The organism is Xylanibacillus composti, assembly GCF_018403685.1.
Classification (GTDB): domain Bacteria; phylum Bacillota; class Bacilli; order Paenibacillales; family K13; genus Xylanibacillus; species Xylanibacillus composti.
Genome location: NZ_BOVK01000076.1, coordinates 1 through 26,894 on the forward strand (window position 1 = coordinate 1; position 26,894 = coordinate 26,894).

General features: G+C 53.5%; 23 protein-coding genes and 1 riboswitch. Of the genes, 2 read left to right on the forward strand and 21 right to left on the reverse strand.

All coding sequences use genetic code 11. The annotated features are described in order from the left end of the window. Positions 1–338: 338 nt before the first annotated feature. The 12 genes from XYCOK13_RS20235 to XYCOK13_RS20290 all read right to left on the reverse strand — a co-directional run bounded on the left by XYCOK13_RS20235 (position 339) and on the right by XYCOK13_RS20290 (position 13,950). Positions 339–1,652, reverse strand: a complete 1,314-nt coding sequence (locus XYCOK13_RS20235) for an NCS2 family permease (protein WP_213414083.1) — start codon at positions 1,650–1,652, stop codon at positions 339–341. Positions 1,653–1,987: 335 nt separating this feature from the next. Then, a riboswitch (purine riboswitch) is annotated at positions 1,988–2,088 on the reverse strand. 851 nt (positions 2,089–2,939) lie between these two features. Further along, positions 2,940–4,478, reverse strand: a complete 1,539-nt coding sequence (gene guaA, locus XYCOK13_RS20240; RefSeq protein ID WP_213414064.1) for a glutamine-hydrolyzing GMP synthase — start codon at positions 4,476–4,478, stop codon at positions 2,940–2,942. A gap of 160 nt (positions 4,479–4,638) precedes the next feature. Beyond that, on the reverse strand, positions 4,639–5,265 hold the full coding sequence (locus XYCOK13_RS20245) for a pyridoxamine 5'-phosphate oxidase family protein (RefSeq protein WP_213414065.1): 627 nt from the start codon (positions 5,263–5,265) through the stop codon (positions 4,639–4,641). 219 nt (positions 5,266–5,484) lie between these two features. Next, a complete protein-coding gene (locus tag XYCOK13_RS20250; protein ID WP_213414066.1) occupies positions 5,485–6,621 on the reverse strand; it encodes a BtrH N-terminal domain-containing protein in 1,137 nt (378 codons plus the stop codon). After that, positions 6,591–7,919 carry an aminoacyl--tRNA ligase-related protein gene (locus XYCOK13_RS20255; protein WP_213414067.1) on the reverse strand — a complete coding sequence of 443 codons (1,329 nt, stop codon included), beginning with the start codon at positions 7,917–7,919 and terminating at the stop codon, positions 6,591–6,593. The genes XYCOK13_RS20250 and XYCOK13_RS20255 overlap by 31 nt, the downstream gene beginning before the upstream one ends. Before the next feature lie 16 nt (positions 7,920–7,935). Further along, positions 7,936–8,211 carry a hypothetical protein gene (locus XYCOK13_RS20260; RefSeq protein WP_213414068.1) on the reverse strand — a complete coding sequence of 92 codons (276 nt, stop codon included), beginning with the start codon at positions 8,209–8,211 and terminating at the stop codon, positions 7,936–7,938. Positions 8,212–8,264: 53 nt separating this feature from the next. After that, a complete protein-coding gene (locus tag XYCOK13_RS20265; RefSeq protein WP_213414069.1) occupies positions 8,265–9,389 on the reverse strand; it encodes a nucleotidyltransferase family protein in 1,125 nt (374 codons plus the stop codon). Between the two features lie 45 nt (positions 9,390–9,434). Further along, entirely contained in the window at positions 9,435–11,021 is a 1,587-nt protein-coding gene (locus XYCOK13_RS20270) for a bifunctional metallophosphatase/5'-nucleotidase (protein ID WP_213414070.1), read from the reverse strand. Positions 11,022–11,069: 48 nt separating this feature from the next. Next, positions 11,070–11,900 carry an ABC transporter permease gene (locus XYCOK13_RS20275; RefSeq protein WP_213414071.1) on the reverse strand — a complete coding sequence of 277 codons (831 nt, stop codon included), beginning with the start codon at positions 11,898–11,900 and terminating at the stop codon, positions 11,070–11,072. Positions 11,901–11,902: 2 nt separating this feature from the next. Beyond that, positions 11,903–12,691 carry an ABC transporter permease gene (locus XYCOK13_RS20280; RefSeq protein WP_213414072.1) on the reverse strand — a complete coding sequence of 263 codons (789 nt, stop codon included), beginning with the start codon at positions 12,689–12,691 and terminating at the stop codon, positions 11,903–11,905. Then, entirely contained in the window at positions 12,666–13,676 is a 1,011-nt protein-coding gene (locus XYCOK13_RS20285) for an ABC transporter ATP-binding protein (RefSeq protein WP_213414073.1), read from the reverse strand. Before XYCOK13_RS20285 ends, XYCOK13_RS20280 begins: the two co-directional genes overlap by 26 nt. A 13-nt stretch (positions 13,677–13,689) precedes the next feature. After that, positions 13,690–13,950 carry an acyl carrier protein gene (locus tag XYCOK13_RS20290; protein ID WP_213414074.1) on the reverse strand — a complete coding sequence of 87 codons (261 nt, stop codon included), beginning with the start codon at positions 13,948–13,950 and terminating at the stop codon, positions 13,690–13,692. Positions 13,951–14,215: 265 nt separating this feature from the next. Here XYCOK13_RS20290 and XYCOK13_RS20295 point away from each other — a divergent pair, with 265 nt between their 5' ends. Continuing rightward, the gene (locus tag XYCOK13_RS20295) at positions 14,216–15,418 is read left to right on the forward strand and encodes an acyl-CoA dehydrogenase family protein (protein ID WP_213414075.1); all 1,203 of its coding nucleotides are present in this window, start codon (positions 14,216–14,218) and stop codon (positions 15,416–15,418) included. Here XYCOK13_RS20295 and XYCOK13_RS20300 read toward each other — a convergent pair. The 5 genes from XYCOK13_RS20300 to XYCOK13_RS20320 all read right to left on the reverse strand — a co-directional run bounded on the left by XYCOK13_RS20300 (position 15,398) and on the right by XYCOK13_RS20320 (position 23,200). After that, on the reverse strand, positions 15,398–16,456 hold the full coding sequence (locus XYCOK13_RS20300) for a hypothetical protein (RefSeq protein WP_213414076.1): 1,059 nt from the start codon (positions 16,454–16,456) through the stop codon (positions 15,398–15,400). The genes XYCOK13_RS20295 and XYCOK13_RS20300 overlap by 21 nt on opposite strands. A gap of 574 nt (positions 16,457–17,030) precedes the next feature. Further along, positions 17,031–19,244 carry a transglutaminase TgpA family protein gene (locus XYCOK13_RS20305; protein WP_213414077.1) on the reverse strand — a complete coding sequence of 738 codons (2,214 nt, stop codon included), beginning with the start codon at positions 19,242–19,244 and terminating at the stop codon, positions 17,031–17,033. Continuing rightward, on the reverse strand, positions 19,237–20,622 hold the full coding sequence (locus XYCOK13_RS20310) for a DUF58 domain-containing protein (protein WP_213414078.1): 1,386 nt from the start codon (positions 20,620–20,622) through the stop codon (positions 19,237–19,239). The genes XYCOK13_RS20305 and XYCOK13_RS20310 overlap by 8 nt, the downstream gene beginning before the upstream one ends. 9 nt (positions 20,623–20,631) lie before the next feature. Next, on the reverse strand, positions 20,632–21,615 hold the full coding sequence (locus XYCOK13_RS20315; protein WP_244865290.1) for an AAA family ATPase: 984 nt from the start codon (positions 21,613–21,615) through the stop codon (positions 20,632–20,634). A 91-nt stretch (positions 21,616–21,706) separates the two neighbouring features. Continuing rightward, positions 21,707–23,200, reverse strand: coding sequence for a polysaccharide deacetylase family protein (locus tag XYCOK13_RS20320; protein ID WP_244865291.1), 1,494 nt, complete (start codon positions 23,198–23,200; stop codon positions 21,707–21,709). A 268-nt stretch (positions 23,201–23,468) separates the two neighbouring features. Here XYCOK13_RS20320 and XYCOK13_RS20325 point away from each other — a divergent pair, with 268 nt between their 5' ends. Next, on the forward strand, positions 23,469–23,588 hold the full coding sequence (locus tag XYCOK13_RS20325) for a YjcZ family sporulation protein (protein WP_213414079.1): 120 nt from the start codon (positions 23,469–23,471) through the stop codon (positions 23,586–23,588). A gap of 107 nt (positions 23,589–23,695) precedes the next feature. Here XYCOK13_RS20325 and bcp read toward each other — a convergent pair whose 3' ends face one another. The 4 genes from bcp to XYCOK13_RS20345 form a co-directional block, all read right to left on the reverse strand. Then, positions 23,696–24,154, reverse strand: a complete 459-nt coding sequence (bcp, locus tag XYCOK13_RS20330) for a thioredoxin-dependent thiol peroxidase (protein ID WP_213414080.1) — start codon at positions 24,152–24,154, stop codon at positions 23,696–23,698. 137 nt (positions 24,155–24,291) lie between these two features. Continuing rightward, positions 24,292–25,263: an RraA family protein gene (locus XYCOK13_RS20335; protein ID WP_244865292.1), complete on the reverse strand. Its 972-nt coding sequence runs from the start codon at positions 25,261–25,263 to the stop codon at positions 24,292–24,294. A 508-nt stretch (positions 25,264–25,771) separates the two neighbouring features. Beyond that, complete coding sequence (locus tag XYCOK13_RS20340; protein WP_213414081.1) at positions 25,772–26,320, reverse strand: tubby C-terminal domain-like protein; 549 nt, start codon at positions 26,318–26,320, stop codon at positions 25,772–25,774. Between the two features lie 54 nt (positions 26,321–26,374). Then, a partial coding sequence (locus XYCOK13_RS20345; protein WP_213414082.1) for a hypothetical protein occupies positions 26,375–26,894 on the reverse strand: 520 nt, incomplete at its 5' end.

Below are 26,894 nucleotides of genomic sequence, written 5' to 3' on the forward strand. Positions count from 1 at the left end.
CAAACTTATTGACACTACCCAAGTCTATATCTATAGAGGAATAAAAGGGACTTATTCAAGCATCAACACGCATTTCATTAGAGCAACGAAGCATATAAGACCAAGAATTTCCGCTAATCTACTTAGAACCATGGATCGTGACAACTTTAGAGCATTTTTTCCCGTTATTCCCACCATTCAGAGCCAGAACGGCAGTAGTAGAACGTCCTCCTGCTTACCCACACAGGCAATCCACGCTCTCCCTACTAATAGAAAAAGCCCGCCATTCCAGCCATCTGCTGAAACCACGAGCTTGGTACCATTTTTTCACCAGCCGGCCTGATGCCGGCCTGAGGCGCTTACGCTTCCCGCAACCAGATAAAGTACAGCAGGAAGACTACAAACAACACATACATGGTCCAGTGGACTTTGCCGCCTTCACCCTTCACCAACTTCGTCAACGGGTAGAGGATGAAGCCCATCGCAATCCCTGTCGCAATACTGTACGTAAGCGGCATGGCCAGTACGGTTATGAATGCCGGAATCGCTTCGTCTATCTTCTCCCACTCGATCTTTCCAAGCGAGGAGGCCATGAGCACACCTACCATAACAAGTGCTGCCGCTGTTACGGTGCCACTGATCACAGCCAGCACCGGCGAGAAGAACAAGGCTAATGCGAAGAAACCTGCGGTAACCACTGCAGCAAATCCCGTTCTGCCGCCCGCCGCCACACCAGCGGAGGATTCAATATAGGAAGTTGTGGTCGAAGTACCCATTACTGCGCCAGCCATGGTGGCAACGGAGTCCGATGCCAATGCGCGACCCGCGCGAGGCAGCTTATTATCCTTCATCAGACCGGCCTGGTTGGCCACGCCGACCAGCGTACCCGCTGTATCGAAGAAATCGACGAACAGGAAGGTCAGGATGACAATCCACATGTTCCCCGTCCAGAACTCGATACTGAACAGCGGATCGAAGAGGGCGCCGAATGCTGTCGGGCTCGGAGGCGCGCTCACAATCGCGCTCGGCGTATCCACTACGCCGAAGATCATGCCGACGATTGCCGTAATGACGATCCCGTAAAAGATACCGCCATTAATTCTGCGCGCCATCAACAACGCTGTGACGACAATGCCGAACAAGGCCAACAACACGCCGCCGTCATGGAAAGAACCAAGCGCCACCGTTGTGCCCGGATCCGCTACCACGATGCCTGCGTTCTTAAGACCAATGAAAGCAATAAACAACCCGATCCCCGCAGCAACTGCGTATTTCAAACCTTGCGGAATCGCATTAATGATCGTTTCCCGGATTCCCGTAAAAGACAGAACAAGAAAGATCAAGCCGGAGATAAACACACCTGCTAATGCATCCTGCCAAGGAATACCCATCCCAAAATCCGATACAACTGTGTAAGCGAAAAATGCATTCAAGCCCATCCCCGGTGCCAGCGCAATCGGGAATTTGGCTACAATCCCCATCACCAAAGTACCGATGATTGCCGCAACCGCGGTAGCAGTGAAGACTTCGCCAAACTCCAGACCTGTCTGATCTGACAGCATGCCTGGGTTGACCGCCAATATGTACGCCATCGCGAGGAAAGTGGTCAGACCTGCGACAAACTCCTTGCGATACGTTGTACCATACTTGGCAAATTCGAAATACCTGGCGATACCTGTTTCATTTGCACTTACGTTCTTCTGATTTTCCAACTGCCATCCTCCTCAACATAAAAGAATAGTGCCTGTAAAACCAATAAGAACGACAAAAACCTAGAATATCTCTCATTCTAGGCTTCGTACAAAAGGAAGATCCTATGCATCCAACGCGCACACAATCACGCAAATTTGCAAATGCCGATCATGTGAAGCTGTTCTCCAAGTGCTTGCGCTAGCTGCGCCGACCAGGGAGCCGCATCGTCAGATCTCTTATTTGCAAGCAGCAGCTCTCTCAACCGCCTCCGGGGCGTTAGTTCTGCCGGTCGGAATGCGTCATTGCCTGCACGCAAGAGCGAGGTCTTCATTTTCGTAGCCAGATCATTTACGGTGATCTCGTAGAGACTCTCAAGCCAATTCTTGAGATTATACGAAAAGCATATGTACTTGTCATTCCTCCACATTGTAACTAGGACTGTCGAGTTTTGTCAATAGAAATTCCGAACATTATTCCGGTTTGATCCGAGTTAACGTTCGGGTATTGGAGTTTTGAAAGCGTTTTACTGTGTTTAACTATTGGTCAAAAACCATTTGTTCCAATTATTGATTGTTTTTTAGTTCCCCTCCGGCTTAGGCGATACGTGTTGATGCGTTACCGTCATAGACCTTGTATGCTTGGCGCTCCGTCTGCCTGGTATTGTTCATATGCGCACGCTAATTGGCTCCACGGTCTAGTTCATGCTGTGCTTTACAGGTAGCTCCTTCCATGTTACCGTTCGTCTGCCCCCGAGCGCGACCATCCCATGCTGCCGTTCATCTATACCCAGAGCGCGATCTTCCCACGCTGCCGTTCATATGCGCACGCCAATTGGCTTACTGCAGTGCAGCGCCTCGATCAATAATGATACCTCTACCATTCTTTTGTGGTAGTCAATTCATAAAATCCGCACGATTACCACACGAAACTGCCCATTAATGAAGAAAATACTATTATCTATTACCCTCACTTCCACTCTTTATGGTAAAAGGGTAATAAATCGCCACGAGAGCGGCCATTGTGCACCATTTTAATGAAATCACTACCATTCATTTATAGTACTAGTACCATTTCCACCATCCACTAAGATCAGATGAGCCAGCCTGCCAGCTTTATGGAATCCTGCACGGACAGATGCTCATAAAAAAACAGGCCGACCCACAAGGCCAGCCCGTGCAATGTGATGTTCATCTTCTTCTTCCGGTTGACGCTTCAATTCTGCATGCCGTATTCCCGCTCTATCCGAATGCCAACAGGCGTCCGTACGGCTACTCCCACTCAATCGTGGCCGGCGGCTTCGAGGTGATGTCGTACACGACCCGGTTGCAGTTCTCAACCTCATTGACGATGCGCACCGAAATCTTCTCCAGCACGTCCCATGGGATGCGCGCCCAATCGGCAGTCATGCCGTCGATTGAGGTTACGGCGCGAATGCCGACCGTGTAGGCATAGGTGCGAGCGTCGCCCATGACGCCGACACTCTTCATGTCCGGAAGCGCGGTGAAGTACTGCCAGATTTCGCGGTCCAGTCCGGCCTTTGCGATTTCTTCGCGCAGGATGGCATCGGATTCGCGTACGATTTCGAGCTTGTCCTCCGTCACTTCGCCCAACACACGGATCGCGAGCCCCGGTCCCGGGAATGGCTGGCGGTGCACGATGACATCCGGCAGGCCGCATTCCGCGCCAACCTTGCGCACCTCATCCTTGAACAGCGCCTTCAGCGGTTCGACCAGCTCAAAGCGCATATCCTCCGGCAGGCCGCCGACATTGTGATGCGATTTGATCGTATGCGCGGTATCCGTTCCGCTTTCAACAATATCCGTATACAGCGTGCCCTGTGCCAGGAAATCGAATTCACCCAGCGCTGCCGACTCCTCTTCAAATACCCGAATGAATTCGTTGCCGATGATTTTCCGTTTCTGCTCAGGGTCGGAAACGCCGGACAGCTTGGACATAAACCGTTCCTTCGCATCAATCTTGACTACCTTCATATCGAATTTGCCTACGAACGTCTCCATTACGCTCTCGGCCTCGCCCTTCCGCAGCAGGCCATGATCGATGAACATACAGGTCAACTGATCGCCGATCGCCTTGTGAATCAGGATCGCCACCACCGAGGAATCGACCCCGCCGCTCAACGCGCACAACACCTTGCGGTCGCCCACCTGCGCGCGAATGTCGCGAATCGTATCTTCGATGAACGATTCCATGCTCCAGTTGCCTGCGCAGCCGCACACTTCAAACAGGAAGTTGCGAATCATGTCGTTGCCATAGACAGAATGGCGCACTTCCGGATGGAATTGGACAGCGAACCAGTTCTTCTCCGGATGGCGCATAGCCGCCACCGGCGCATGCGCCGTGCTCGCATCGATCACAAATCCTTCCGGCAATTCAATAACCAAGTCCCCGTGGCTCATCCACACCTGCTGCTGCGCTTCCAGCCCTTTTACCAATGGACTTTCCGCCACAAAATCGACAAGCGCCTTGCCGTATTCGCGCTGCTTGGCCCGTTCAACCTTCCCGGCGAGCTGATGCGCCATCAGCTGCATGCCATAACAGATTCCCAGGATCGGCACGCCTAACTCGTACACAGCCGGATCGACCTGAGGCGCTCCTTCCCCATATACGCTGGCCGGTCCACCGGAGAATACAATCCCCTTTGGCTGCAGCGCTCTCAGCTTCTCCACTGGCGTATTGTACGGCAGGAGCTCGCTGTACACGCCCAAATCGCGAATGCGGCGGGCAATCAACTGGTTATACTGCCCTCCAAAATCGAGAACGACAATGATTTCGTTCGGTTTGTCCATATCGGTTCCGCTTCCTCCTAGTTTTCCGAGCGGCTTGCTCGCTTCGCTCACCAGCCTGCTCCATATAATAGAACTCATTATATATAACCGGGTTTTGGCTGGTCAAGATTTATCATTCCCAATGAGAGAGGAACGCTTGTACCAAATGTCGTTCAGTAAACTAATAAAGCCTTTGGGTATAGCTTTCATGGAGCAACGACTCTGCTTCCTTCTCTGTCATGTCCGGCATGTTCGCATGCGCCGCGAGGATTTCGGCAGGGACCGGACGCTCATCCTCGCTTGGCCACGTTTCCGGCTCCCACAAGCCAGAGCGGATAAAGGCTTTGGCGCAATGCAGAAAGCATTGCTCCACGCGAACCCCGATGGCCAAAGCGGGGACATTGCCCTTGACCACCATGTGCTGCAGAAGCTCAGGGTCCTTGGTGATGCAAGCCTGTCCATTCACCCGCAGCGTCTCCTTCAGACCGGGAATGACAAAGATCAGGCCCACATGCGGATTGGACAAGATGTTGCGCATGGAATCGACCCGGCGATTGCCAGGCCGTTCGGGAATGACCAGATGCCAATCATCCAGCACTTTGACAAATCCCGGCGTATCCCCTCTGGGCGACACATCGCACAAGCCGTCTGCATCGGAAGTAGCTATCATCAGAAATGGCGATTGGCTGATGAACTGCTTGCAATGCTCGTCCAGCCTGTGGATTTCCTTGCGAAGCACAACCTCCCGCGGATAATCGACGATCTCCCGAAGCGCTTCCTCCGACGTGACAGTCTCCTTGAACTTCATTGCGGCAAGCTCCCTTCTATTTCCGTACTCCTTCTGCCTCTTATTCTACATGAAGCGTGAACAACCCAGTAGCTCATTCGCTTTCTCGCCTGAATGGCTGCCCAATAGCTGACGATTCGTATACATCACTCCATCGTTAGCGCTGCTCGGCCAAAAGCGCGAACGAACGCGCTCGCTTCCGCTTTTCAGCAGAGCTGGCGCGTTCGCCGCTGCAGTCTTTTAGATCACACGGGCCATCTGCTCCACAACCCGTCCTTCCGTCTCCACGATAAGCTGAAGCTGCCGGTTCAGATCGTCCAGGATCGATTCCCGCTTGGACCGGGCCAGCTTCAGCGCCAGCGTAGAGGATACCTGCCACTGCTTGGCCGACTCCTCCAGATCGCCGATCATTGCCTGTACAGGCTCCGATGGGAGCTTGTCCGCAATTTGTTCCAGGAAAGCCTTGAAGCGCAGGCGGCTTCGGCTGATGCCCTTGAAATTTTGCAGGTAATAGTTGCCGAGCATGAAGACCGTCTTCTCATCGAGCTCCTGCCCCTTCTTGCTGATCAGCGACTGGCGCAAGGCGTCGATTCTGGCAAGACCGCAAGCATGACCCAAGATCGTGCGCTCGCCCAGCATCGTCTCCCGGCTCTTGCGCAATATCGACTTCAGCTTGTCCTCCGTCAGCGCAAAGCCTTCGCTTGCGTCCACTTCAACCCACAGGTTGCGCACCGGACGCTTGATTTCGCCGACGATTGGATTGACGATCGGGATTTCTGCCGTTCGTCCTTTGCGAATATCGTCATACGAGAGCTGACCGTCAAAGTCGCAATTGCCCATCTTGTACTTGTCGAACAGGTCGTACTTGCGCTGCTCCTCATCATAGCCCGTAATCAGAATCGCGTGCAGCTGATGATCCTTCTGATAATACGGATGATAATTCATCTCATGCATATCGACAAAGGCGATGACCGGCTTGCCCGCGTCAATCAGCTCCTTGGTCCGCTCAGCAGCCACCTCGTAATCGTCATGAATATACCAGCGGATCGTAATGCCGTCAGCTGCCCCTTTCCCCGCTGCAGGTCCAGCCGGATCATATACGCTCGTCGCCGGAAAATACACAAGCTCCAACGATGTGTTCAACTCTTCCTCCGTAAACTCTACGGAAGCATAATGCTTATAATAGTAAGTAGCGCCGATATAGCCGGTGTCCTCCTCAAACATGAAGGACAGGTAATCGGCCAATATGATTTCCGGATTATGCCCCATATGCGCCAGGACCGAACCATAAGCATTCAGAAAGCAATCATTGACATAGGGCTCGTAATAGCGGGGCACATTCTCGACTATCCTTCGAGCTGTGCGACTGGCTTCCATTCCTTCACCCCGTTCCAACTGTCGATTTCCTTGCGCTTCGCCAGCAGGGATTGCGTGAACGCATGCAGCCCTTCCCGCTTCACACGCTCCATCATCAAGTACACAAACCGGCTCAGGCCGAACGCAATACACATCGTATCGACCGGTTGGTCGTTTGTATCGTTAATATTGAAGTTTTTCGAGAAATGCTGATGATGCTTGTTCAGCGAAGCAATCGCAATATACTTCTGCTTCTCTTCACTGTATACGGACAGTTCAATCTTGTTGTCCGACACGAGCTGGCTAAGCAACTGCTGCATCGCATTCTCGTCGAAGAAAATATCGTTCGCCGTCTCAATCTTATAGCGGAAGCCGAAGGCATGCCCGCACATTACGAACAGGGCGACCAGACCCGGATGAATGCCGATCAGCTTGTCGCGCGCTCCGAAGAAGATGCCTTCCCGCATCTTGAATTCGTTCAGCCGCTCCTCGTTGTTCAGATTGCCGGACTCGTCGCGGAATACTGAACCCGACATGGACAGCGTCACCATCTCGCCGCTTTCGATCTTGCGATTCTCGAACAGCGGATAGCTGTGCAAGCAAATAGCCGGCGTCAAGATATCCTTCGGCACCTTCGTATACTGCCGCAGCCGCTCGTCATGGCAGATGCCGTTCTCGTCCGATGCATCGCTCCAGAAAGGCAGGAACTCGTCGAACACCTCCGGATCATTGCTGATCGGCGAGACGAAGCTGATATGCTGGCAGCCCGTCTTGAAATAGCCCGCACGATCTACAACAGAAGAAGAGATCATGGAAGGCGGCTTCATCTCTTCCGCATGAAACGCCTTTTGCAGCACCGTCATAAAGAAGCGATCCAGTGCGTCCAGAACCACAGCAGTTTCGTTGGCATATACGTTCAAGCCGGGTCTGACCTTGTATGTCTGCTCGCCGAACATCGGCTCACCCATGCGTCCGGTGCCTGCCTGCAGCTGTTGAAGCAAGCTATCTACCGATTCCAGGAAGGATGCTTGAAGCGTCTCCGGCGCATGCTGCTCTGTATAAGCCTGCGCTTGGTCGCTGTCGGAATCGAACAGCACCTTGCTCTGTATCCGTTCGTTGATTCTGGCAAATTTCCGCAGACTTTTCTCTATCGAAGCTTTTACCTTCTGCTCCGGCAACGGTGTCTCGGATTCCAGGACAACGCGCTGGTTGTCCTGGAAGGTGACACTCGTAATTTCCGGAAAATAAAAGCGCAGCTGATACTGCAGGGTCTTCTTGACTTCGGCGTGGGTGACAGGACAGTCCACTTCCAACCTCAATTCATCCGCCTCCTTATTATGAAGCTTCGCTCGCACTAAGCTTCTGCAAGATAAAGTCTGTCATGACCTCAATCGTGCTGAAGTAATCTACTGTAATCTCGTGAGGCTCATACACGATCCCGAACCGGTCTTCGATTTCCACCATCAGGTTGACCATGATGATCGAATTGTAATGATCGTCAAGCTTCGTGTCATCCTTCCAGTCGCCAAGCGCATCCGGTTCCTCGACCAGCCTGACTACAGCATCTCGCAAAAACGCCTTGATCTCCTCTACTTCGTGTGTCGCACTCATCCGTTCACCTACCTCCTACTGGCGCTTGCTGCCGCGAATCCACGTCGTCCAATCTACATCTTCTCCAGCAGATCGATCCGTTTCAAGTCGAAGAAGCGCGTCAACAGATCCTTCTTCCACTTGTACTTCACATCAGGGTTGCCGCCATCGATAACCTGCTCCAAATAATCGGTGTTGGCAGGCTTAATCCGTGCCATCATGTCGACGAATCCTTGATTCTCATTGAGGACAGGGAAGAACGTGCGCGTATATTCAAGCGCATAATAGCAATCTTCCACAATATCGTTCTCGGTCAAGATTTGAACAAACTTTTCCCAGTTGATGCTCAAGTTCGGATCGGTCAAAAAGCCGTAAATATCGACGAATTTGTACAAGCCCATGTCTCTTTGCCATTCCACCCATGTAATGACCTGCGCTTCCTTGAACAAATGGACGCACAGATGGGCGAGGAAATATTCCTTGGGCAGCGCACTGACCTTTTGTCCGTTGTCGAAGGTGTAATCCTCCGATTGCGCAATGAAGTTGCTAACCGCTTGCTCCGTACCGTGCGGCAGCCAGTCCAGCGAGAAGTTGATGTCGATCTCAATCAGATTAATGCCCGGATCGTCAACCACCTTCCGGAACGGCACGACCTCGCCATAGTTCATCCGATAGTTGATCAGCTCTCTTCGCGTAGCAGGCACGACAATATTTTGATTCTCATCGTGGAAGCCTTGAATAAAGCCGAGCTCCTTGAATACATTGCTGCAAGCCGTCAGATCGTCTCCATTGAGCAGAATATCGATATCGCTCGAGATGCGGCAGCCTGCCGGATAGATCGAGTGAGCCAGAATCGATCCCTTAAGGAAGGCATGCGGAATGCCGCTCTCCTTCATCGCTTTCGCAATTTGCGTAATATATTGATTGTGCGACTTCGTGCGCAGCTCCTGTACCTGATGCACCAGGAACAGCACCATCTCGAATTCACGATTGAAAAACGGCGCATTGATCGCACGAAGCGTGTGATAAGCGATGCCCGCTGTCCGGTTGTAGGTCAGATGTCCCAAAATTTCAGCTAGATCCAGCTTTTGGCCAAGTATTTCTTCGACACGTTCCTTGTCTGCTGTACGGAATTGCGACAGCTGCAGAACCAGTTCCTGCTCCAGAGTAATATTCTCGTATTTGGTTAAAGTCGTCATTGTTTCACACTCTCCCTTTGTTCATAGGTAGGACAGAAACTGTCCTTAATTGTCTGCATACCGTTGATTCACTACTTCGATTCTGCCCTCAATCTGCGGATTGACGACTTCCTTCGATTCAATATACTTGGCCAGCATATCGCTCAACAGCTCGCCCCGGTACAGCACCTTCGCATCCTTCAGCATGTCATAGCCGTCACCGCCGGAAAGCAGATAGTCCGTAATCGCCACCTTGTAGGTACGCTCCCTGTCGAGCGGCTGCCCGTCCTTCGTGATGCTGACAAGACGCTTGCCCGCCGGCTTGGAGCCGTCGATCTTGTAGCTAATGCCCGACACCTGCGGGAATCCGCCGTTGCTCGCGCCGTATGGCCACGTCTTCAAACCGTGCTCAATCGCCTCGTACAACACTTCCCCCTTGAGCTCCACCGTCACCAAAGTATTGACGAACGGAAGGGCGCTCGAAATGCTGTACAGATCGATCTCTCCCTGATCGATACTCTCCCGGATGCCGCCGCCGTTGAACAGCGTAATATCCGCCTCGCCGACCTCTCTCATTGCATCCGTGATCAGATTGGCGAAATTTGTCTCTTTCGTGCGCACATTCCATCGCAGACCGTCCAGCACCTCAGGCGATGTGCCCACTATGCGCTTTCCTTCCTCCAGTGCCAGCGCATGGTATCTTTCCGCAATCGCACGGATTTCCGGGTCCTCCTTGCTGGTGTCAGCCGATTGCCTGATCGACCAGACAACCTTGTCTACTTTGCCGTTGCGGAAGTACATGTCGGCTACCCCAAGATGTGTCGTGTAGCTGCCTGCTTCCGCGATGAACGTATCGTTAATTTTCTCTACCTTCTCGTAGAGCGCATGCCCATGACCGGACAGGATGAAGTCGATGCCCTCCACGCCATGCTCCAGCACCAGCTCCTTGTCCATGTCATCGCCCAGATGCGAAAGGAAGATGATGGCATCTACATTTTGCTCTTGAAGCAGCGCAATCTGCTCCTTCGCATGCTTGACCGGGTCCTCATACGTAATGCCTGTTGTGTCGTACACCTGCATGTTTTGCAGAAATTGCTTTGTCGTCAAACCGAACACGCCGATCTTCAACCCGTCAACCTCGAACACCAGATGTCCTTGATAGGCAGGCTCCCCGTCCTTGAAAATATTCGCGCTGATCATCGGGAAATTGATCTCTTCTTCAATCTCCTTCGCGCGATTCCAGTCCCAGTTGTACTCATGGTTGCCGGGAACCATCGCGTCGTACCCCATCAGATTCATCGCTTCGACCAAACCTGCGCCTTGTCCGACCGCGGCTTCCGGCGTCCCGTGGAACGCATCGCCGCTGTCCAGCAGAAGCGTATTCGGATTGCGCTCCCGTTCTTCATCGATCAGGCCCTTCATCAACGCCAAGCCCATCTCCAGATACGTCTCGCCCAGCGTCACGTACTCCCCGTTGACGTTGTTGTAGCGCAAATGCCCGTGGATATCGGCCGTGTTCAATATTGTCACTTTTTTATCGTAGTAGCCTACGGTGACGAGCAAGTCCTGAAAATTGATTGCGCGTATGGCAAAGTAACTCAAGCCCGCAATCAAGACGACGCCGATCACGATCAGATTTGTATATTTTTTCATTTTTCAAAGATCCCTTCTTCATAAAAAATCCTCTTCTATCTCCCTGCATCAATACATGGCGTTGCCGGAGCTCGAATAGCTTCGAACGCCGATTCGCCAGAAAAGACTGACAACCACGAACATCAGCACGCCGACCACCGGCGTCATATACATAAATCCGTCCCAGAACAGCTCCATATCTTCCCTGCGTATGAAATACTGTGTCGGAAAATAATTGACGAACGAAAACGGCACAATGAAAATTAGCATTTTTTGAATCAGCGAAGGATAGAAACTGATCGGATATCCCGCAATTCGCCGCGCGTTGAAGAAGATCAGATTGCGGACATTCTCGATCCGAATCGCCCAGAAGCTCATGACTGCCGTCAGCATAAAGATGGATGCTTGAATAACAGCGCCGCCGACAATAACGGAAATGTAAAATAATATATTCGACGCATTCCATATAATGCCGACGGAGAAGGCGGTATTCATGAATAGCAGCAAGCCGACCACACCATGGCCAAGCGTTGCAGGCAAGTCGATCTTCGACGCGATCACCTGAAACAGCAGTCCCCGCGGTCTCGTCAAATAACGGTCAAATTCACCGCTGTGCACCAGCTGGTCGAAATCCCGCACCCCGGCAAAAATAAAAACAAACAAACTATAAGACAAGAACAGGAAGCTGTACAGGAAAAACAGCTGATTCATGTCCCAGCCGCGGATGTGCAGGAATCGGGCCAAGATCAGCAGCATGACTACAACCGCAATCATCTCCCGGCAGAAGATGGCAAGCGTAATCATGGAACGGTCCAGCTTGAATTCCAGTGTCACCTTCAGGCTGAGCTTGGAATATTGATAGAGCAAGTTCATCATTTCAAAAAATCCCGAGTTTCTCACGGTTACCCTCCCTGTACGACCAATTTCTTCGCCGCTCTCTTCCACAAGATATGCCCGATGCTGAACAGAACGAGTATCCAGATGACTTGCTTCAGGATGCTCATAAAGATTTCATCTTCCGGCATCATCCCAAGATAAATCAAAATCGGCGTGTAGAAGATGGCGTTGAATGGGGTCATCTCGATAAAATCAATGAGCCAAGTCGGCATAAACCAGATCGGGATCAGCGCCCCGGACAGGATCATGACCGCAGCGTCCTTGATCGTCACGAGACTGAAGGTCCAGTAAAACCAGAACGAGCTGATCCATACGATGAAGTTAATATGGTACAGCACCAGATATCCGAGCATCGCGCTGAGTATAAAATACAAGAGCATCTGCGTAGAGAATGGCGGCAGCAGGCGGAACAGGAAAATCGACAGCAGCATCGCCGGAATAAACTGCATGACGAGTTTGAACAGCATGGATCCCATATGATAGGAGAATACGTACAAGCGGAAGTAGATCGGCTTCAGCAAATCGGTGGAAATCAAGCCTGACCGCACCTTGCCCTCGATATAATACTCGTCCATCTGATAGACCGTCTGCATCAAGAACGAAATGACGATATACGTGATCAGGATGTTCAGCTGCAGTCCGGCAAGCGCGCCCTCCTCTTCATTAATCGCACGCCAGATCGCGATATTTACGAAGATCAACACGATCGCATTGATCAAGCTGGCTACGTAATCAACGCGATAGACGATGTGATTCTGGAACGACTTCTTAGCTAACTCCAGATAAAGTCTCATCGAGGTGTATCCCTCCCTGATAAATTTCGCGGATAACACCCTCGATTTCCGGCTCTTGCACGGTAATGTCGACAATGCCGTACTTTTGCGAAAGTGTGTTGATCAGGCGGGAAACCTGGGTTTGATCCTTCTGGAATTCAAACCACTTCTTATTGCCTTCTTCCTTGATCAACTCGGCGCCAGGCAGCTGGACATTCGGGATATATTCACTGAATTCGACTCGGAGCACACGGCTTTTTCCGTACTTCTCCTTGATTTCCTCAACGGTGCCGTCGTAAATTTTCTTGCCGTGATCGATGATGATCATCCGTTTGCACGTCTTCTCGATATCGGACATATCATGGGTTGTGAACAGCATCGTCGTGCCCCGTTCCCGATTGACAGTGCGGACAAATTCGCGAATCTGCTCCTTCGCCACTACGTCCAATCCGATTGTCGGCTCATCGAAGAAGATGATTTCCGGGTTGTGCAGCAGCGCTGCGGCGATATCAGCCCGCATCTTCTGGCCCAGACTAAGCTGGCGAACCGGCTGCTTCAGAAACTCATGGAGACCCAATATATCCGTAAAAAGTTCCATATTTTCCCTGAAAACGTTATCTGGTATTTTATATATATATTTCAACAAATCATAAGTGTCGGCGACCGGCAGATCCCACCACAGCTGTGTGCGCTGACCGAAGACCACCCCGATTCTGGAGGCGTTTTTCTTGCGATCCTTGTAAGGGGACAAGCCGCCGACAGTAATCGTGCCGGACGTCGGCGTCAGAATGCCTGTGAGCATTTTCACCGTCGTGGACTTGCCGGCACCATTGGGGCCGATAAAACCAACCGTCTCTCCTTTCTCGATCGAAAAACTGATGGAGTCCACTGCCACTTTCTTGGTGTACTCGGGTATCAACAAGCTTCGAATAGAGCCCAGCAAGCCCTTGTGCCTGACACTCAACTGGTACTCCTTGACCAAATTATCCACTTCAATCAGTGCCACCTTGCTCAACTCCTCAAGTTACGGAATGCAGACCGAGCTTCTGCTCTACGGTTTCCGCAAGTTTATTAATCGTATTCAGATTTTCCAACAACAGCTCCTCGTCATTGAAGATGACGTCGAATTCCTCCTCAATCGACAACACAATATCGACACAGTTCAACGAGTCCATCCCCAGGTCGTTCAACGCATCGTCTCCGGCAACCTGCGACATTCGATCGGCGTCAATTTCCAACACAGTCCCTATAATTTCACCAATTTTCTCGTGTGTGGTCACTAGTTCCCCCCCTCTCCTGCAAAGTGATGAATAGGAATATATCATAAGCGTCGTAAGTAACCGCTTACGAAAGCGAGATAAAAAATTCAGAAAATACTTACTTTATCGAATTCTTTGTGCTACAATGATCCAAAATTGGAGTATGAACCAAGAAAGCTGACAAATTTCGCATTTCTGAAAATTCATACTTCATAATATCCCGCTTGTCTTTCTACCGTCAAGCCCTTATTGTAAATTGTATTCTGATTGTAAAGGGAGGAAACTTATGAGCGCTTTGCCAGGAATCAGAGAAAAACTCGAGGTTTTGGATGTACAGGAGCTGAAGGAGGCTTTTTTTAGTCGTGCGAATGAAGTGGATGCAGCCTTCCGCTTCCCGCATGAAAATTTTGACGACATCGTCAGCAGAAACTTGCATGCTTTGCCGCTTTCTGAAGAGTTCGGCGGCCGGAACTACGGTTTTGAGAGAATTTTCGACACGCTTGTCGAAATGGCTGCAGGCTGTCCGTCGACAGCGCTTTGCATGGCGATGCATTACTACACGCTCGCAGGCTTGAGCCGGATGCCCGAAACGCCCATGCTGCGCCAATTGTTCCAGGATGTTCACGAGAACGGCGAGTTCATCTCTTCCTTCAACCAGCCTAATGTCATGTCCCAATTCAACAAGGCAAGCGGCTTCGAACTGGTGAAAGTCAAGATCGACAAGGTGGAGGGCGGCTATCGCATCAACGGCAGAAAGCATTTTGTCTCCGGATGTGAGCGCTTTAAATACTTGCCTGTCTATGGCTATCAGGAAAATACCAAGAGCAAGCTGGGCATGACTGCGCTGATGGTCACCCGGGACGATCCCGGGGTCGAAATCAAGAATGCCTGGAACCTGTCTGCGATGAAAGCCTCCATGAGCCATCATGTGGAAATGAGCGATGTGTTCGTTCCGGACGATCGTCTCATTGGCCGTGAAGGATATGGGGTCGAGGATACGAATGAGCTGTCCTACTGGTCAAGACTGGCGATCTCCGCTGTGTATCAAGGTATAGCCAAATCCGCTGTAGAGCACACAATCTCCATCATGAAGCGCAAGCGGGATCTGTATTCGCAGACGAATCTGGCCACTATGCCGGGCCCGCAATTTACATTGGCAGAGATGAAAATTCAGCTTGAGGTCGCATCCAACCAACTCCGCGGATTCGCGAGGCAAGCCGACGAAGAGCGGGCGCGCGGCGAGTTCACAGACGACTTGTTTCAGAAATCGCTCATTACGAAGTACTATGTCACCAACACGGCGAACGAAATTGTCCGTCTCGCGATGCAGGTGGAAGGCATGGCTTCGTTGAATCAGGGGGGACTGCTGGAAAGACTGCACCGTGACGTTCGGGCAGCAACGTTCCACCAGCCCACCGATGATCTGCTTAAGGAAATTTTGGCCAAGCGGACGCTTGGCGTCGTTACGCTAAGGAACCGCTGGAACTGACACTGGTCTGGCTTCGCGCGCTTGCAGCTTGTCCAGCACCTGTTCCAGGACAAGCTTCTCCGCGGCCTTCATCTGATCAATGAGCTCCATGACCGACTTGATCCAATCCTTATTCTCCATTCTCGCGAATTTCATAAGCGAAAGCTTCATGGAATGAGCCTGAGCAACCACTTCGCCATAAGCCTCTGACAGCTGGTCCGCTGCGTTCAGGAAGCCTTCGCGCTCCATGTACTGCAAGCGGGCCTGCATGCATTTTTTATGCTCGTGCACGATGTGCACGCCGCGCACGTCCGAGCGAACCCTACCTTCTTGCAACAGCTCGAAATATTCCTGCAGGGAGTTGTACACATCCATCCCAAATGCGGCATCAATCGGCTGCTTGTACATCCGGAACCGTTCCGAGGTGTTGCGCGACTGCAAGTAATCATCCAGCAGATCAATCACAAGCTGGAGATCCAGCGCTGATCTGTAGTTCGGATTGTACTTCATTATGAACAGGTATGACTGCCAGCTGTGCCGGGGATCGGCATGTCTGAAAGCGCTATCAAGATCTTCGAATGCAATCGGGCTTCTGCGAAACAACCCTCTTGTATCAAAGCCGATAAAATCAAACAGCCGCTCGTCCCGGTCATAGCCGTAAATGAAATGATCATGGATAAAGTGTCGCGTCTGATATTCGTCGCGTTCAGGCAGAAAATACTTGTCCAAGAACAGATACAGGTAATAGTCTGAATCCAGGCACTCGCAGATGAAGGAAGCGATATCGCCGAAGCCTTTCGCGAAGACCTCTCTGGAAATCTTCTCAACCGTCAGCCATGGAAAGAGGTCCTTGGCCAAATCGTAGTTGTAAAAGTTCAGATAATCGTGGTGCATGTTATTCGGAATGTCTCTGTAGCATCGCAATTGAATGTAGTTGCTGTAAAACCACGGATAAAACTCGGGATAATGGGCCCCGATCGTCAGCGTGTAGGCATGATGGAGAAAGCCTTGGATGGGCGGTTCCGCAATGGGCAGCTGCCGTTTGCGGGGTTTCGTCATTATCAATACCCCCTTTACGGAAATTAGATCTATGAAATCTGGGTGTGTAACTCATTATAGTACTAAGCGATAATAATTTCAATTTTCAGTTTTTTTATTGTTTCTATGCCACCCGTGCTAGGCGATCCCTGCAGCCTTAACCGGCTGCCGGTGGAATGGTCTGCAGCGGAGTGATCCGCGGTTCCTTGAACCGATTGTTCAGCTGGACGGCGCGTGGCTGCTGCGGTTCCTTGATCCGCCTGCTTGGCTGGACGGGCGCGTGGGCGCGGTCATTCGTTCCACTGGGCGTGCGTTCATATACTGCTACCATAAATTTATAGTAGGAGCTTCACAAATTCTCTCGAAAAGCGCGCCCTGAGCACCATTTTATTACCCATTTACTAAAAAGAGTGGAAGTCAGCGTAACAATGAATAGTAAACGGGTAATAAAGTGGCGTTTCACTGTCTTAATCATAACAATTACATGTCATTGCTACCAATAATAAATAGTAGGTCTACCATTAAGTTAGCCGTTGCCGCGAATGAAGCTGCACCATTGCTTGCCCAACTGCCGAACGCAGCCGGAACCAATCGATCAGTCAGACGATCGGCTTTTATCTTGGTATGCGAGGCGGTATAGCCGCTCGGCCAGTTTCATCCAGCGCTTTCGTTCCTGCTCGGAGGGCGCAGGGATACGGAGGCTGAATTCCAGCAGCGTTTCGGCTGGCAGTCGGCCGCCATGTCTGCGTTCCAGGATACGCCACTGCTCCAGCAGCGCCTCCCGGCTGTCTGCCGGCATCAGGCTGCCGCTTCCCTGTTGGCGGCGTTCACTCGCTCGCCGCACCCACGATGCCCCCCTGGCGAGCAAGGCCAGCCCCGCCCCGCTTATGCCCGCCAACCCGAACAACAGCCACCAATTCCAGCGGCCGGCAGCGTTAACGGCAAGCAAAAACCAATAGCCCGCTGCCATCATCAAATGGCGGTGCGTAGGGAAGGCCGCCTCTCCAGATTGGGACACACGCACTTGCGCGGAAGCCGGTGCGGAAGACAAGCCGAACGCATCGACAGGCTCAGGCGCAAGCTCTGCCGCGTAGGACGGTGTTGGCTCATAGGGAACCCAGCCCCATTGCTCATCCCACACTTCGACCCATGAATGCGCGTCAGCCTGCCGCACCGTAATTTCCAGCTTTCCATCCTCCACCCCGGTTATCTCCCCTGGCGCATATCCCTTGACCCACCGAGCAGGTATGTCGAGCGTGCGCAGCATGACCGTCATTGCCGTAGAGAAGTGATCGCAATATCCTTGTCTCTGCACGAACAGGAAATGATCGACGAAATCCGCGCCTTCCGCGGGACGTGTTGTTTCCGACATCGTATACGCATATTCCTTGCGCAAGTAATCGCGGACAAGCGCGGCTGCCAGAAGAGGATCGCGTTCTTCACCGACAATGGCAGCGGCCAATTCGCCGACCCGAACGGGCATGTCCGGGGGCAATTGCAGCGCATGCTGCTTCTCCCTCTCCAGCCGCTCGGCCTGGCGCTCATCCTCCGCCACGAGCATTCTGCTGTCGGGCAGTGCCGTATCCGCACTGGTCCCAATAAGGCCGGGGCCGGGCGGCACGACGGAACGTATCTTGTAATGCGCGAACCTGGCCCCCCGGTCAACCGCTTCCCCATGCTCGTCCGTCGTCTCGTCGATGCGGATGATCGGCCCGCCGCTGAACCATTCCCCGTACAAGCCGGGGTCATGCAGCCAAACCTCTTGCTCCTGCATGCCCGCAGGCGCGTCGGCATTCTGCATCGCCGACAGCTGATCATCGCCGCCGTCGTTCCCGATCACAGCCAAATTCACACTGCCGGGGGCTTCCGGATGGTCCGACCGATCTCCCCATCCGCTGCCCGTATACACATACTTGACATCGCCCCGCCAATAGGTCGGCTGCTCGGTCGTCGCCGTAAATGCTATAGACGGATCAGGACGCACAGGCAAGCCGAGAAGGTCGCTTCGCCCCTTGTACCCGGTCCGGGCTTCGGGCGAAGAGGAACCGACACTGCTGGCGAAGGCTGCATGCGGGAACGGCAGCTCAGTCAGCGTATGGGGCTTGTCCGGGCTGAGCACCAGCACAGCAGCCAGCCACATGCATGTCGCCAGAGAAGCCGCCGCCAACCATCGGCCTGGCAGTTCAATGCGCGGAGAAGCCGCATCAGCCAGAACCGCCGCGGCTTGCTTGCGGATCGAGCGGGAGACCGTCAGATTGATTTGCAGCAGCAAGCCTGCCGCTGCCGCACGAACAATTCCCCAGGTCGTATCAATCCCGGCCCAAGCCTGCATCAAAAACAAATACGCCAATGTGGCAATAGCAAACCATGCCGTCTGACGCCTGACTGCCATAATCGTGTATACCGCATACAAAATCATGCCCCATCCCAAAAGGAACAGCACAGTCCGATTTTCCCCGCTTAACGCTGCCCAACGGCCGGTCGCCATCGCCTGGATATCGAAGTGCAGCAGTGCCAGGTACGAGCCCCACCAAGCGGGCTCCCATATCCACATTCCATAAAAAAAATAAGCCACCACGCCAACAATAATGAGGCCATGCAGGGCCATCGACGCAAACAGGGGAACTCCCAGCACATGCAGCAGCAAAAATCCGCCTATCGCAGTCACGAATGGCGCCAACTGATAGATCTCGGTCAGCTCGGGAATGGCGTAGAGCGGCCGCAGCCATTCTGCAAATAGAACAAGCAGCAGCGCAGCGCACAGCCAATTGCCGACACTGCTTCCCGACCAACGCGTCTGTTCAGGCACGGGCAATCCCTCCCGCTTCGTCCGCAGCGCGGCGAGGAATCGCCCGCGCAACAGGACGGCTCGCCTGAACGGTCCAGCAGCGCACCACATCCAATTCCGCAGCAGAGCCTGCCGCTTCCTCAACCCGGCTTGCTGCAGCCGGCATCGTCTCCGATGACGGAAGCCAGATTTGCAGCTGCCCTGTTGCCTGCTTCACCATGCTGGCGGATCGCCGCACATCTTCGTCCATCCGTGCAGTAATCACGATGACGCGATCATCCGGCCGTATCCATTCGAGCAGCCGGGTCAACCGTTGATGAATTGGCCGTCTGCCCGTCGGCAGAGCTTCTGCCAGCTGTCCCATCGCAACAGGACGCGCTGCCCCTCCAGCGGCAAACAACGGCTGGTCGTCATTACGGACTGCCAGGACAGCCTCCAGCACTCTGCTGTCCCAGGTATGCAGCAGCGAGGCCGTGATCCCCATGGCCGCTTCAAATTGCGCTTGGCCGCGTGCGCCTTCATAAGCCGTCTGCTGCGTATCGACCAGAAGCCACAGCCGCATCGGCCTCGTCCATTCCCGCTCCCGCACGAGCCATGAAGACGCGCGCGCACTGGCCCGCCAATCGATTCGCCGCAAGGAATCGCCGGGCCGGTAAGGACGCCTTTCCGCTGACAGATCGGCCTCCTCAGGAACAGCCGCCATATTCCGCACTGCATCCGCAGCCGGATTGCCCAGATCGCCGCGGCTGACAGCATGAATACGCGGCCAGACGGCCACGCGCAGGGCATCCGCAACCAGGCGCTTGCGTGTCACGATGCCCGGCAAATCCCCGGACATCGCCTCCACCCCCTGCGAAGCATAGACGCCGCGATCCCACTCGGGCAGCGAATACGACCAGGAGATCGACCGGGTGAACCAGGGAAACACCACTTTGCCAGCCTGATGGACAACCTTGCCTTGCCCGTCGCGCCATGTCTCGGACAGCGTCAGCCAAGGCAAGGGAAGCATACTGTCTATACGAAGGCGCCAATGCACCTGAACAGCCTCCCCCGCATGAACGGCAACATCCTGCCGAACCCGGTCCGATTGTCGGGAGCCGGATCGAGGGACGGCTTCCTCTTGCTTCCCCCCATACGAAGACCCGCTGCCAACAAGCCGCCCTTGTTCCTCATCGACTGCCGACCCCATGCCTGCGCTTTTCTTCCCCGGCTGACGCATGCCCTCGAGCCGGAAGGGAACGAGCAGCGCGATAAGCGCCGGCAGCAGCAGCATGACCGAGCCGATAAACAAAAACCACGCGGCAAACCCGCCCTGCCACAGGCTGACGGAGCCGGTAAACCCAACCATAAACAACAAAATCGCCAACTTGCCCCATCCTGTTTTATGCTGCTCGCGCATGGCAGCCTCCTAATGTCCGGCTGCCCGGCTATACGCGGGGACCGGCACCTTGTTCAATACTTCCTCCAGCACTGCGCCGGCGCGGCCGGAGCGGTAAGCCGCTTCCGGATTCAGGACAAGGCGGTGCCGCCAAATGTCCGGGACAAGCGCCTTCACATCGTCGGGGATGGCATAGTTGCGTCCTTGCATATAAGCGTAGGCTTGAACAGCCTTGTACAAGGCCAATGTAGCACGCGGACTGACGCCGAGGCGCACATCCGGGTGCTGCCGGGTGGCATTGGCCAGATCTACCGCGTACAGCTTCAGCTGATCATCCACGTGAACCCGGCCCACCAGACGCTTGAGCGCGGCAAGCTCCTCGCAGCTGAGCTGCGGCTTGATACGCTGCTCCGGCGGCGCTTCCCTGTCCGAACCAAGCATGGTCACTTCCGCTGTCCGATTCGGGTAGCCAAGCGAAAGCTTCAGCATAAAGCGGTCCAGCTGCGCCTCCGGCAGCCTGTACGTCCCTTCGTGCTCCAGCGGATTTTGCGTGGCAATGACCATGAAGGGCGACGGCAGGCGGAACGTCTGGCCGTCAGCCGTCACCTGGCCTTCTTCCATTGCCTCGAGCAGCGCGGCCTGTGTCCGAGGGGGCGTGCGGTTCAGTTCATCGGCCAGCACCAGGTTCGCTTGCAGCGGACCATGCCGAAATTCGAATTCGCCCCGCTTCGGATGATAGACCGCGCAGCCTGTAATGTCCGCCGGCATCAGGTCGGGCGTCATCTGCACGCGGCTGTGGGACAAGTCAAAGGCGCGCGCGAAGGAACGAGCGAGCAGCGTCTTGCCTACGCCCGGCACATCCTCGAGCAGCACATGCCCGCCCGCCAAAAGTGCCAGCATCATGCGGGAAATGACGCCAGACTTGCCCAGCACCGCCTTCTCCATCTGCCGCGCTGCCCGTTCCAGGAGCACACGCGGTTCTTCCATATACAAAGTAGGGTCAACCGGATTCATCGGTCTTACGCCTCCTGTTCATCGATTCTCGCAAGCTTCTAGGATCTAGCATTGCCGATCGATGCAGGAAATAGACTTCTCCGGCGATTTTTTATCTGGGCTGCCTTGCCGTGTGATAGGCGAGCGGCAGCGATTCTTTCATCGCCCATAGCCGCTCCGCCTCGGTACGCTTCAGGTAAAGACGGTCTTGCTCAATTCGGTACGCCACTTGCACAGGCTCACGCTTCAGGCCCCGTTCCTCCCAGACAGCAGTCCCGCTTGCCGTATGCAGCTCTAGACGCTCGCTTCCGGCGTGCAGTCTGGCGATCTTCGCCTTCGCATCCCAGCGAACCTCGGCCCCCTGCGCCGCTGCCCAGTCCCGCAGGGGCAGCCACCCTTGCGCGGCCAGCTCTTCCAGTTGTCCGCCTGCCAAGACTTCCAGGGCTGACGAGGATTCCGCTTGGGCGACCCAAGTCTGATGGCGCAGCGAATCAGCTTGCCGAACCAAGTCCAGAACGGCCATATGCGCTTCCTCGCTCATCTCCCGCTGCCACTTCAACGGCCCGATTCGGAAGCTGGCCGGCTCCACGCTTTCGGTCAGCACAGCGAACCGGTAGCCATGCTCCTTGTAGTGGCGGATGATCGCCGGAAGCGCTTTGACCGTCTCCCCGTGTCCGGCGCTGTCGTGCATCAGCACATTCACTTCGTGAGTCAGCTTTCCGCGCTTCACATTCGCTATGATTTCCTCGGCGGGCACGCCCCTCCGCTTCGAATCGCCCGCGTCCACCGTCCAGTCGTGCACATGATAGCCTGCCTGCTCCAAGTAGTAGAAGTAGAAAGCATCAAAATTCGTGTGCGTGCCGCCCGGTGCCCGCAGCAATCTGACCTGCTGCCCGGTCAAACGGGTCAAGACTTCGTCTGTACGCTCCACCTGCTCCCAGAAGCCTGTAAAGCCCGAGTACAGCTCCTCATATTTATGGTTATAAGTGTGGTTGCCGATAGCATGGCCCTCATCCACAATCCGCTGCAATATATCCGGATTGGCTTCCGCCGATTGGCCCAGCACGAAGAAGGTCGCCGGCACTTCGTGCTCGCGCAAAATATCCAGCACCTCCGGCGTCCAACGGCTCGGACCGTCATCAAAGGTCAAGTAAACGGTCGGTTCCTCCGGAGTCGCATAAGCATCCCGGACATGCCCGCTTTGGCTGTCCAAGCCTCCCGTTCGATCTCCTGCCGCCAGTCGCCGGTACAGCTCATGCGGATCGATGGCCGGAACAGCGGGCTGCTCCACCCACGAATTATCAGCCTCCGCGTCTCCCCCGCTTTCTTCCTCCGGCATGCTGCTGTCCGGCTCCGGCGAAGAGAAATTGCGCTGCGATTCACTTGCGCCTTCCGCAACAGACAAGCTTGCAGCTGCAATGCGCAATCCGTTATCCGCCAGCTCCTGCGCATTCGGATTCGCGCTTGCCTTCTCCGCGATAGACACTTGTCCCCTTTCCGCGTTCCGCTCTGCCGCCGCGCGATCTTCCGCTACGCTCATCCACGGGACCACCAGCACTGCCGCCAACAAAATCATTGCCACTCTTGCCATCGGCCAACCTCTCATCTATAACGCCTCCACCTTAAATTTTCAACTAATTGCTAGATTATATGGGGGGAGATAGACAAGTATGACAAGCTTTTTCGCATAGAAGACGCGGGTCTTCGCACATAAGCGATGGATTGCGTTCTATATGGAAAATGCTAGATTTCAGCAAGCCGACATGCACAGGCAGGACGACAAACAGGCGCTTGCAGCAGGAGGTTCGTCCATACCGTCTTCGTGCTGTCTACGTACATTGTAGTATCCTGCGAGTGAGGAAGGAGGGGCTTGAATGGGTTACGCTGCTGGCGCAGGTTGCGGTGTCGGTGCAGGGGTAGGCTACACGACAACTGGCACCATCCTGGTATTGTTCATTCTGCTGGTTATCATCTCCCGCACTGTTTTCATTTAAGGCCTGATTAAGCTCCAACCATAGCAAAGAGGCTATGTCCCTCCGCACATGCCGGGAACATAGCCTCTTGCTTATATGGCTTCATGTATGTCTCTGCCGCCGCAAGCCTACAGGGCAGCCAACACCTCTTGCACATGACCGTCTACCTTCACTTTGCGCCATTCCTTCTCCAGCTTGCCTTCCTCATCGATAAGGAAAGTGGAGCGCTCCACCCCCATGAAGGTTTTGCCGAACATCGTCTTTTCCTTCCATACATCGAACAACTGGCACACCGCCTGCTCCGTATCCGCAAGCAGCAGGAACGGCAGATCATGCTTCGCGATAAACTTCTCGTGCGAGGCCACATCATCCGGGCTGATCCCGATGACTTCTGCATTGCGCTCGGCAAACTGGCCGTTATAATCGCGGAAGTCGCAAGATTCCGTCGTACAGCCGGGCGTCATGTCCTTCGGATAGAAATACAGCACAACCTTCTTGCCGCGGAAATCGCTCAGGCTGACTTCCTTCCCGTTCGATGCCGGGAGCTTGAAATCCGGAACCGGTTGTCCAACCTCAACTTTCGCCATCACTGGTCATCCCCTTTCATCCTTCCTGTTACTGCTAAGGGCATTATACCGTTTTGGCGCCAGCCGGGTCAAAAAAACAGGTCGAGCTATACACCGGATACCCATTCCCAATATGCCAGCTGCTCGCCGCTCCCCGATTACTTAACCGTATCGTCGAGCTCCCAGCCCAGCTTTTCATACAGCTTTTTTCTGCCTTCCTTGTCGCCGCGAAGCTCCTGATGCGCATAGCGGGCCACTTCAAAAGCCAGCTTGCGCGGCACGACAACTACCCCGTCGCCATCGGCTACGACTACATCTCCCGGATAAATCGCCACGCCGCCGATTGCAATCGGAGTATCCTTCTCATAGTAGCGAATGCGCGCCTGGTCCATCCCTTGGGAAATGAATTTCGACCACACCGGAATGCCCTGCATGATCACCTCGTCTGTGTCGCGAATACCGCCGCCGTTGGTCAAGTATCCTCTTGCACCCTTGAGCTTGAAGTCCAGCGTATTGTTCGAGCCGAGCAAGCCCACATCGACACCAGCCACGTCCAGGCAGATAAAATCGCCTTCTTCAATGTCCTGGCCCCATGGATCGTTGCACACTTCCTTGTAGTACCATTTGACCCATTCTGTATACTCGTCTCCCGTCACTCTTGGCACAGGCCCCTCATAAGGCAAGTAGCGGGCTGTTCGGGCAATCCCTACCGCTCTGGTACGGAACAGCGGACGGATTTCGTGATGAACAGAGCCATATCCATGCATGCCCACCCAGTCCATTCCGTCACGCACGTCAGTTACGCGAAGATCCTTGTACAATTCCAGCAACTGTTGTCTTTCTTCCGTTGACATTCGATCCTCTCCTTTTGTTGTCCTGTGTGTTCCAGTCACCACATTGTGAAGAAGCAGCTTCCCGAACCTGCCCTGCAAGAAAAGCCCGATCACCTCCTCCACGCATTCCCGTTCAGAGGAGCAGCAGCCGTACAACTCGCCCACCCGTTTGGAGGCGTTTACATTTTGCGCCCGGCATTGGACGAGCAGCATCCAGGCATGCATCTTGATCGACAATTCATCAGGCAGCGTGTCATGGAAACCGATACACCCGATTCCCCGAAAAAAACGGTTCATCACCCGCGCGCCGCTCCTTGCACATCATATCTGAAGCATAGCGATGAGGCTGACCGCTTGTTTGGAAACCGGTACACTAACTCCCATCAAACGTACACCATCCTCATTTGCCTGTCAATCGTGTTTTTTTATTGAAAAATGTCGTACTACTTGCCTGCTGATGGCTGCTGGAAAAGCGGCAGATGCCAGGACAGAGACGGAAGCGGAGGGGAGCGGAAAGGATGCGCGGATTTGCTGATTGCATCTGTAACGGTCATCCATGAGCCTGTCAATGAAACGAGAATAGGCCGAACTTGTGCGAAAAACCGTACAAAAGTGCTAGCATTACGCATCGGGTTGCAGTTTTTGTATGAAAAATCATACAACATCAACAGCTGTCAGAAGGAGGCATCTGGTTTTGTTCGATAAATCGTACAAAAGCAGTTGATTTACTCCATATTGGACTGCATTTCTATGAAAAATCGTACAAACTTGCCGGATGGCCTAACAGCGATTGACCCTGCCCTGTTCAAGAGCCTAATCTGAATGCGTAATAGATGCATGCCACCTCTAATACGTTCACCCGATCCTGCCAGATGCGGATTTCTGCCTTGCGATGTTTGTCTGGCGCAACTCCTTCCAGACAAACCTCAGCGAGCAGTGTCCCGGATGAGCGTTCGACAAAGCTGGTCGTGCGGCTAGCAAAATCTTTCCTTACCTCTATTTCCGTTTGCAGATTTGCATAATGCAGCCTCGGATTTGTCCGAATCTTGGTTTTGCTCACGGCGACGCTCTCTTTGGTCTCACTGTCCGAGATCATGATCAGCGTCCACTGTTGGCGAAGCCATGCCCGGAACGAGTTCGATTGGTTGATCATGTTCACGCGGACGTTCTGTTGGTCATCCCTCGCACAGACGTGTACGAAGAACGTATTCGTCAGCACCCAATCCATCCAGCGTTGAACCTTGTTGGGAAAGTATCGCTGAATCGTTCCAACCTGCTTCCCATCCGGGTCCGTAATCGGAATGACGGATGTACTGGAAACCAGCAAAGGCGTAACCATTTTGTAACGTTGCACAGCTTATCCTCCTTCATCGAATGAGTCAAAACAGCCGGCAGATGAACGGCCTCGTCAACTAACCCAGGTCCCCCCCGCTTCAATTACTTGCCAGTTCTCATTTTTCTTTCCCAGCAACACCTGTATGCCAATGAATTCTCCCGAACGGCCGGTTTTATTTAAGTAGCCTGTGAAATACAGTTCATAAGGGCCTCTGCTTTCACGATTCGTAATAGTCAAAAATAGGACTTTCTCACCTGAGACAATTTGCTGCATGGACTGAAACATGATTTCACAATCGTGTTTGGCCTTAAAGTACTTTTGGAGAGTATCTTTCTCATCTACGGATATTTCTGCAGATGGAACCTGCCAGTCGAACGAAATGCTCTGAAAATCAGCGTAGGCAAATTCAAACGAGGTCACTATACTTTCAATGATGCCAATATAGATGGATTCTTGCTCCGTCACGTCCGGCAAGTGCTCGACTTTCGCAACGTTTGAACCCAATGTACAACCTGCGAGTAGAAAAAAAGCTACTCCCAGCATCAAAAAAAATCTCATCAATACTCCCCCATGATTAGTTGAGTCCGTATAA

What these genes read in the sequence shown, in the direction of transcription:
- XYCOK13_RS20325 (WP_213414079.1), top strand. Translation starts at nt 23,469, where the DNA reads ATGGGTTACGCTGCTGGCGCAGGTTGCGGTGTCGGTGCAGGGGTAGGC.
- XYCOK13_RS20260 (WP_213414068.1), bottom strand. Translation starts at nt 8,211, where the DNA reads ATGAGTGCGACACACGAAGTAGAGGAGATCAAGGCGTTTTTGCGAGAT.
- XYCOK13_RS20280 (WP_213414072.1), bottom strand. Translation starts at nt 12,691, where the DNA reads ATGAGACTTTATCTGGAGTTAGCTAAGAAGTCGTTCCAGAATCACATC.
- guaA (WP_213414064.1), bottom strand. Translation starts at nt 4,478, where the DNA reads ATGGACAAACCGAACGAAATCATTGTCGTTCTCGATTTTGGAGGGCAG.
- XYCOK13_RS20245 (WP_213414065.1), bottom strand. Translation starts at nt 5,265, where the DNA reads ATGAAGTTCAAGGAGACTGTCACGTCGGAGGAAGCGCTTCGGGAGATC.
- XYCOK13_RS20320 (WP_244865291.1), bottom strand. Translation starts at nt 23,200, where the DNA reads ATGAGAGGTTGGCCGATGGCAAGAGTGGCAATGATTTTGTTGGCGGCA.
- XYCOK13_RS20250 (WP_213414066.1), bottom strand. Translation starts at nt 6,621, where the DNA reads ATGGAAGCCAGTCGCACAGCTCGAAGGATAGTCGAGAATGTGCCCCGC.
- XYCOK13_RS20315 (WP_244865290.1), bottom strand. Translation starts at nt 21,615, where the DNA reads ATGAATCCGGTTGACCCTACTTTGTATATGGAAGAACCGCGTGTGCTC.
- XYCOK13_RS20310 (WP_213414078.1), bottom strand. Translation starts at nt 20,622, where the DNA reads ATGCGCGAGCAGCATAAAACAGGATGGGGCAAGTTGGCGATTTTGTTG.
- XYCOK13_RS20295 (WP_213414075.1), top strand. Translation starts at nt 14,216, where the DNA reads ATGAGCGCTTTGCCAGGAATCAGAGAAAAACTCGAGGTTTTGGATGTA.
- XYCOK13_RS20265 (WP_213414069.1), bottom strand. Translation starts at nt 9,389, where the DNA reads ATGACGACTTTAACCAAATACGAGAATATTACTCTGGAGCAGGAACTG.
- XYCOK13_RS20300 (WP_213414076.1), bottom strand. Translation starts at nt 16,456, where the DNA reads ATGACGAAACCCCGCAAACGGCAGCTGCCCATTGCGGAACCGCCCATC.
- bcp (WP_213414080.1), bottom strand. Translation starts at nt 24,154, where the DNA reads ATGGCGAAAGTTGAGGTTGGACAACCGGTTCCGGATTTCAAGCTCCCG.
- XYCOK13_RS20335 (WP_244865292.1), bottom strand. Translation starts at nt 25,263, where the DNA reads ATGAACCGTTTTTTTCGGGGAATCGGGTGTATCGGTTTCCATGACACG.
- XYCOK13_RS20270 (WP_213414070.1), bottom strand. Translation starts at nt 11,021, where the DNA reads ATGAAAAAATATACAAATCTGATCGTGATCGGCGTCGTCTTGATTGCG.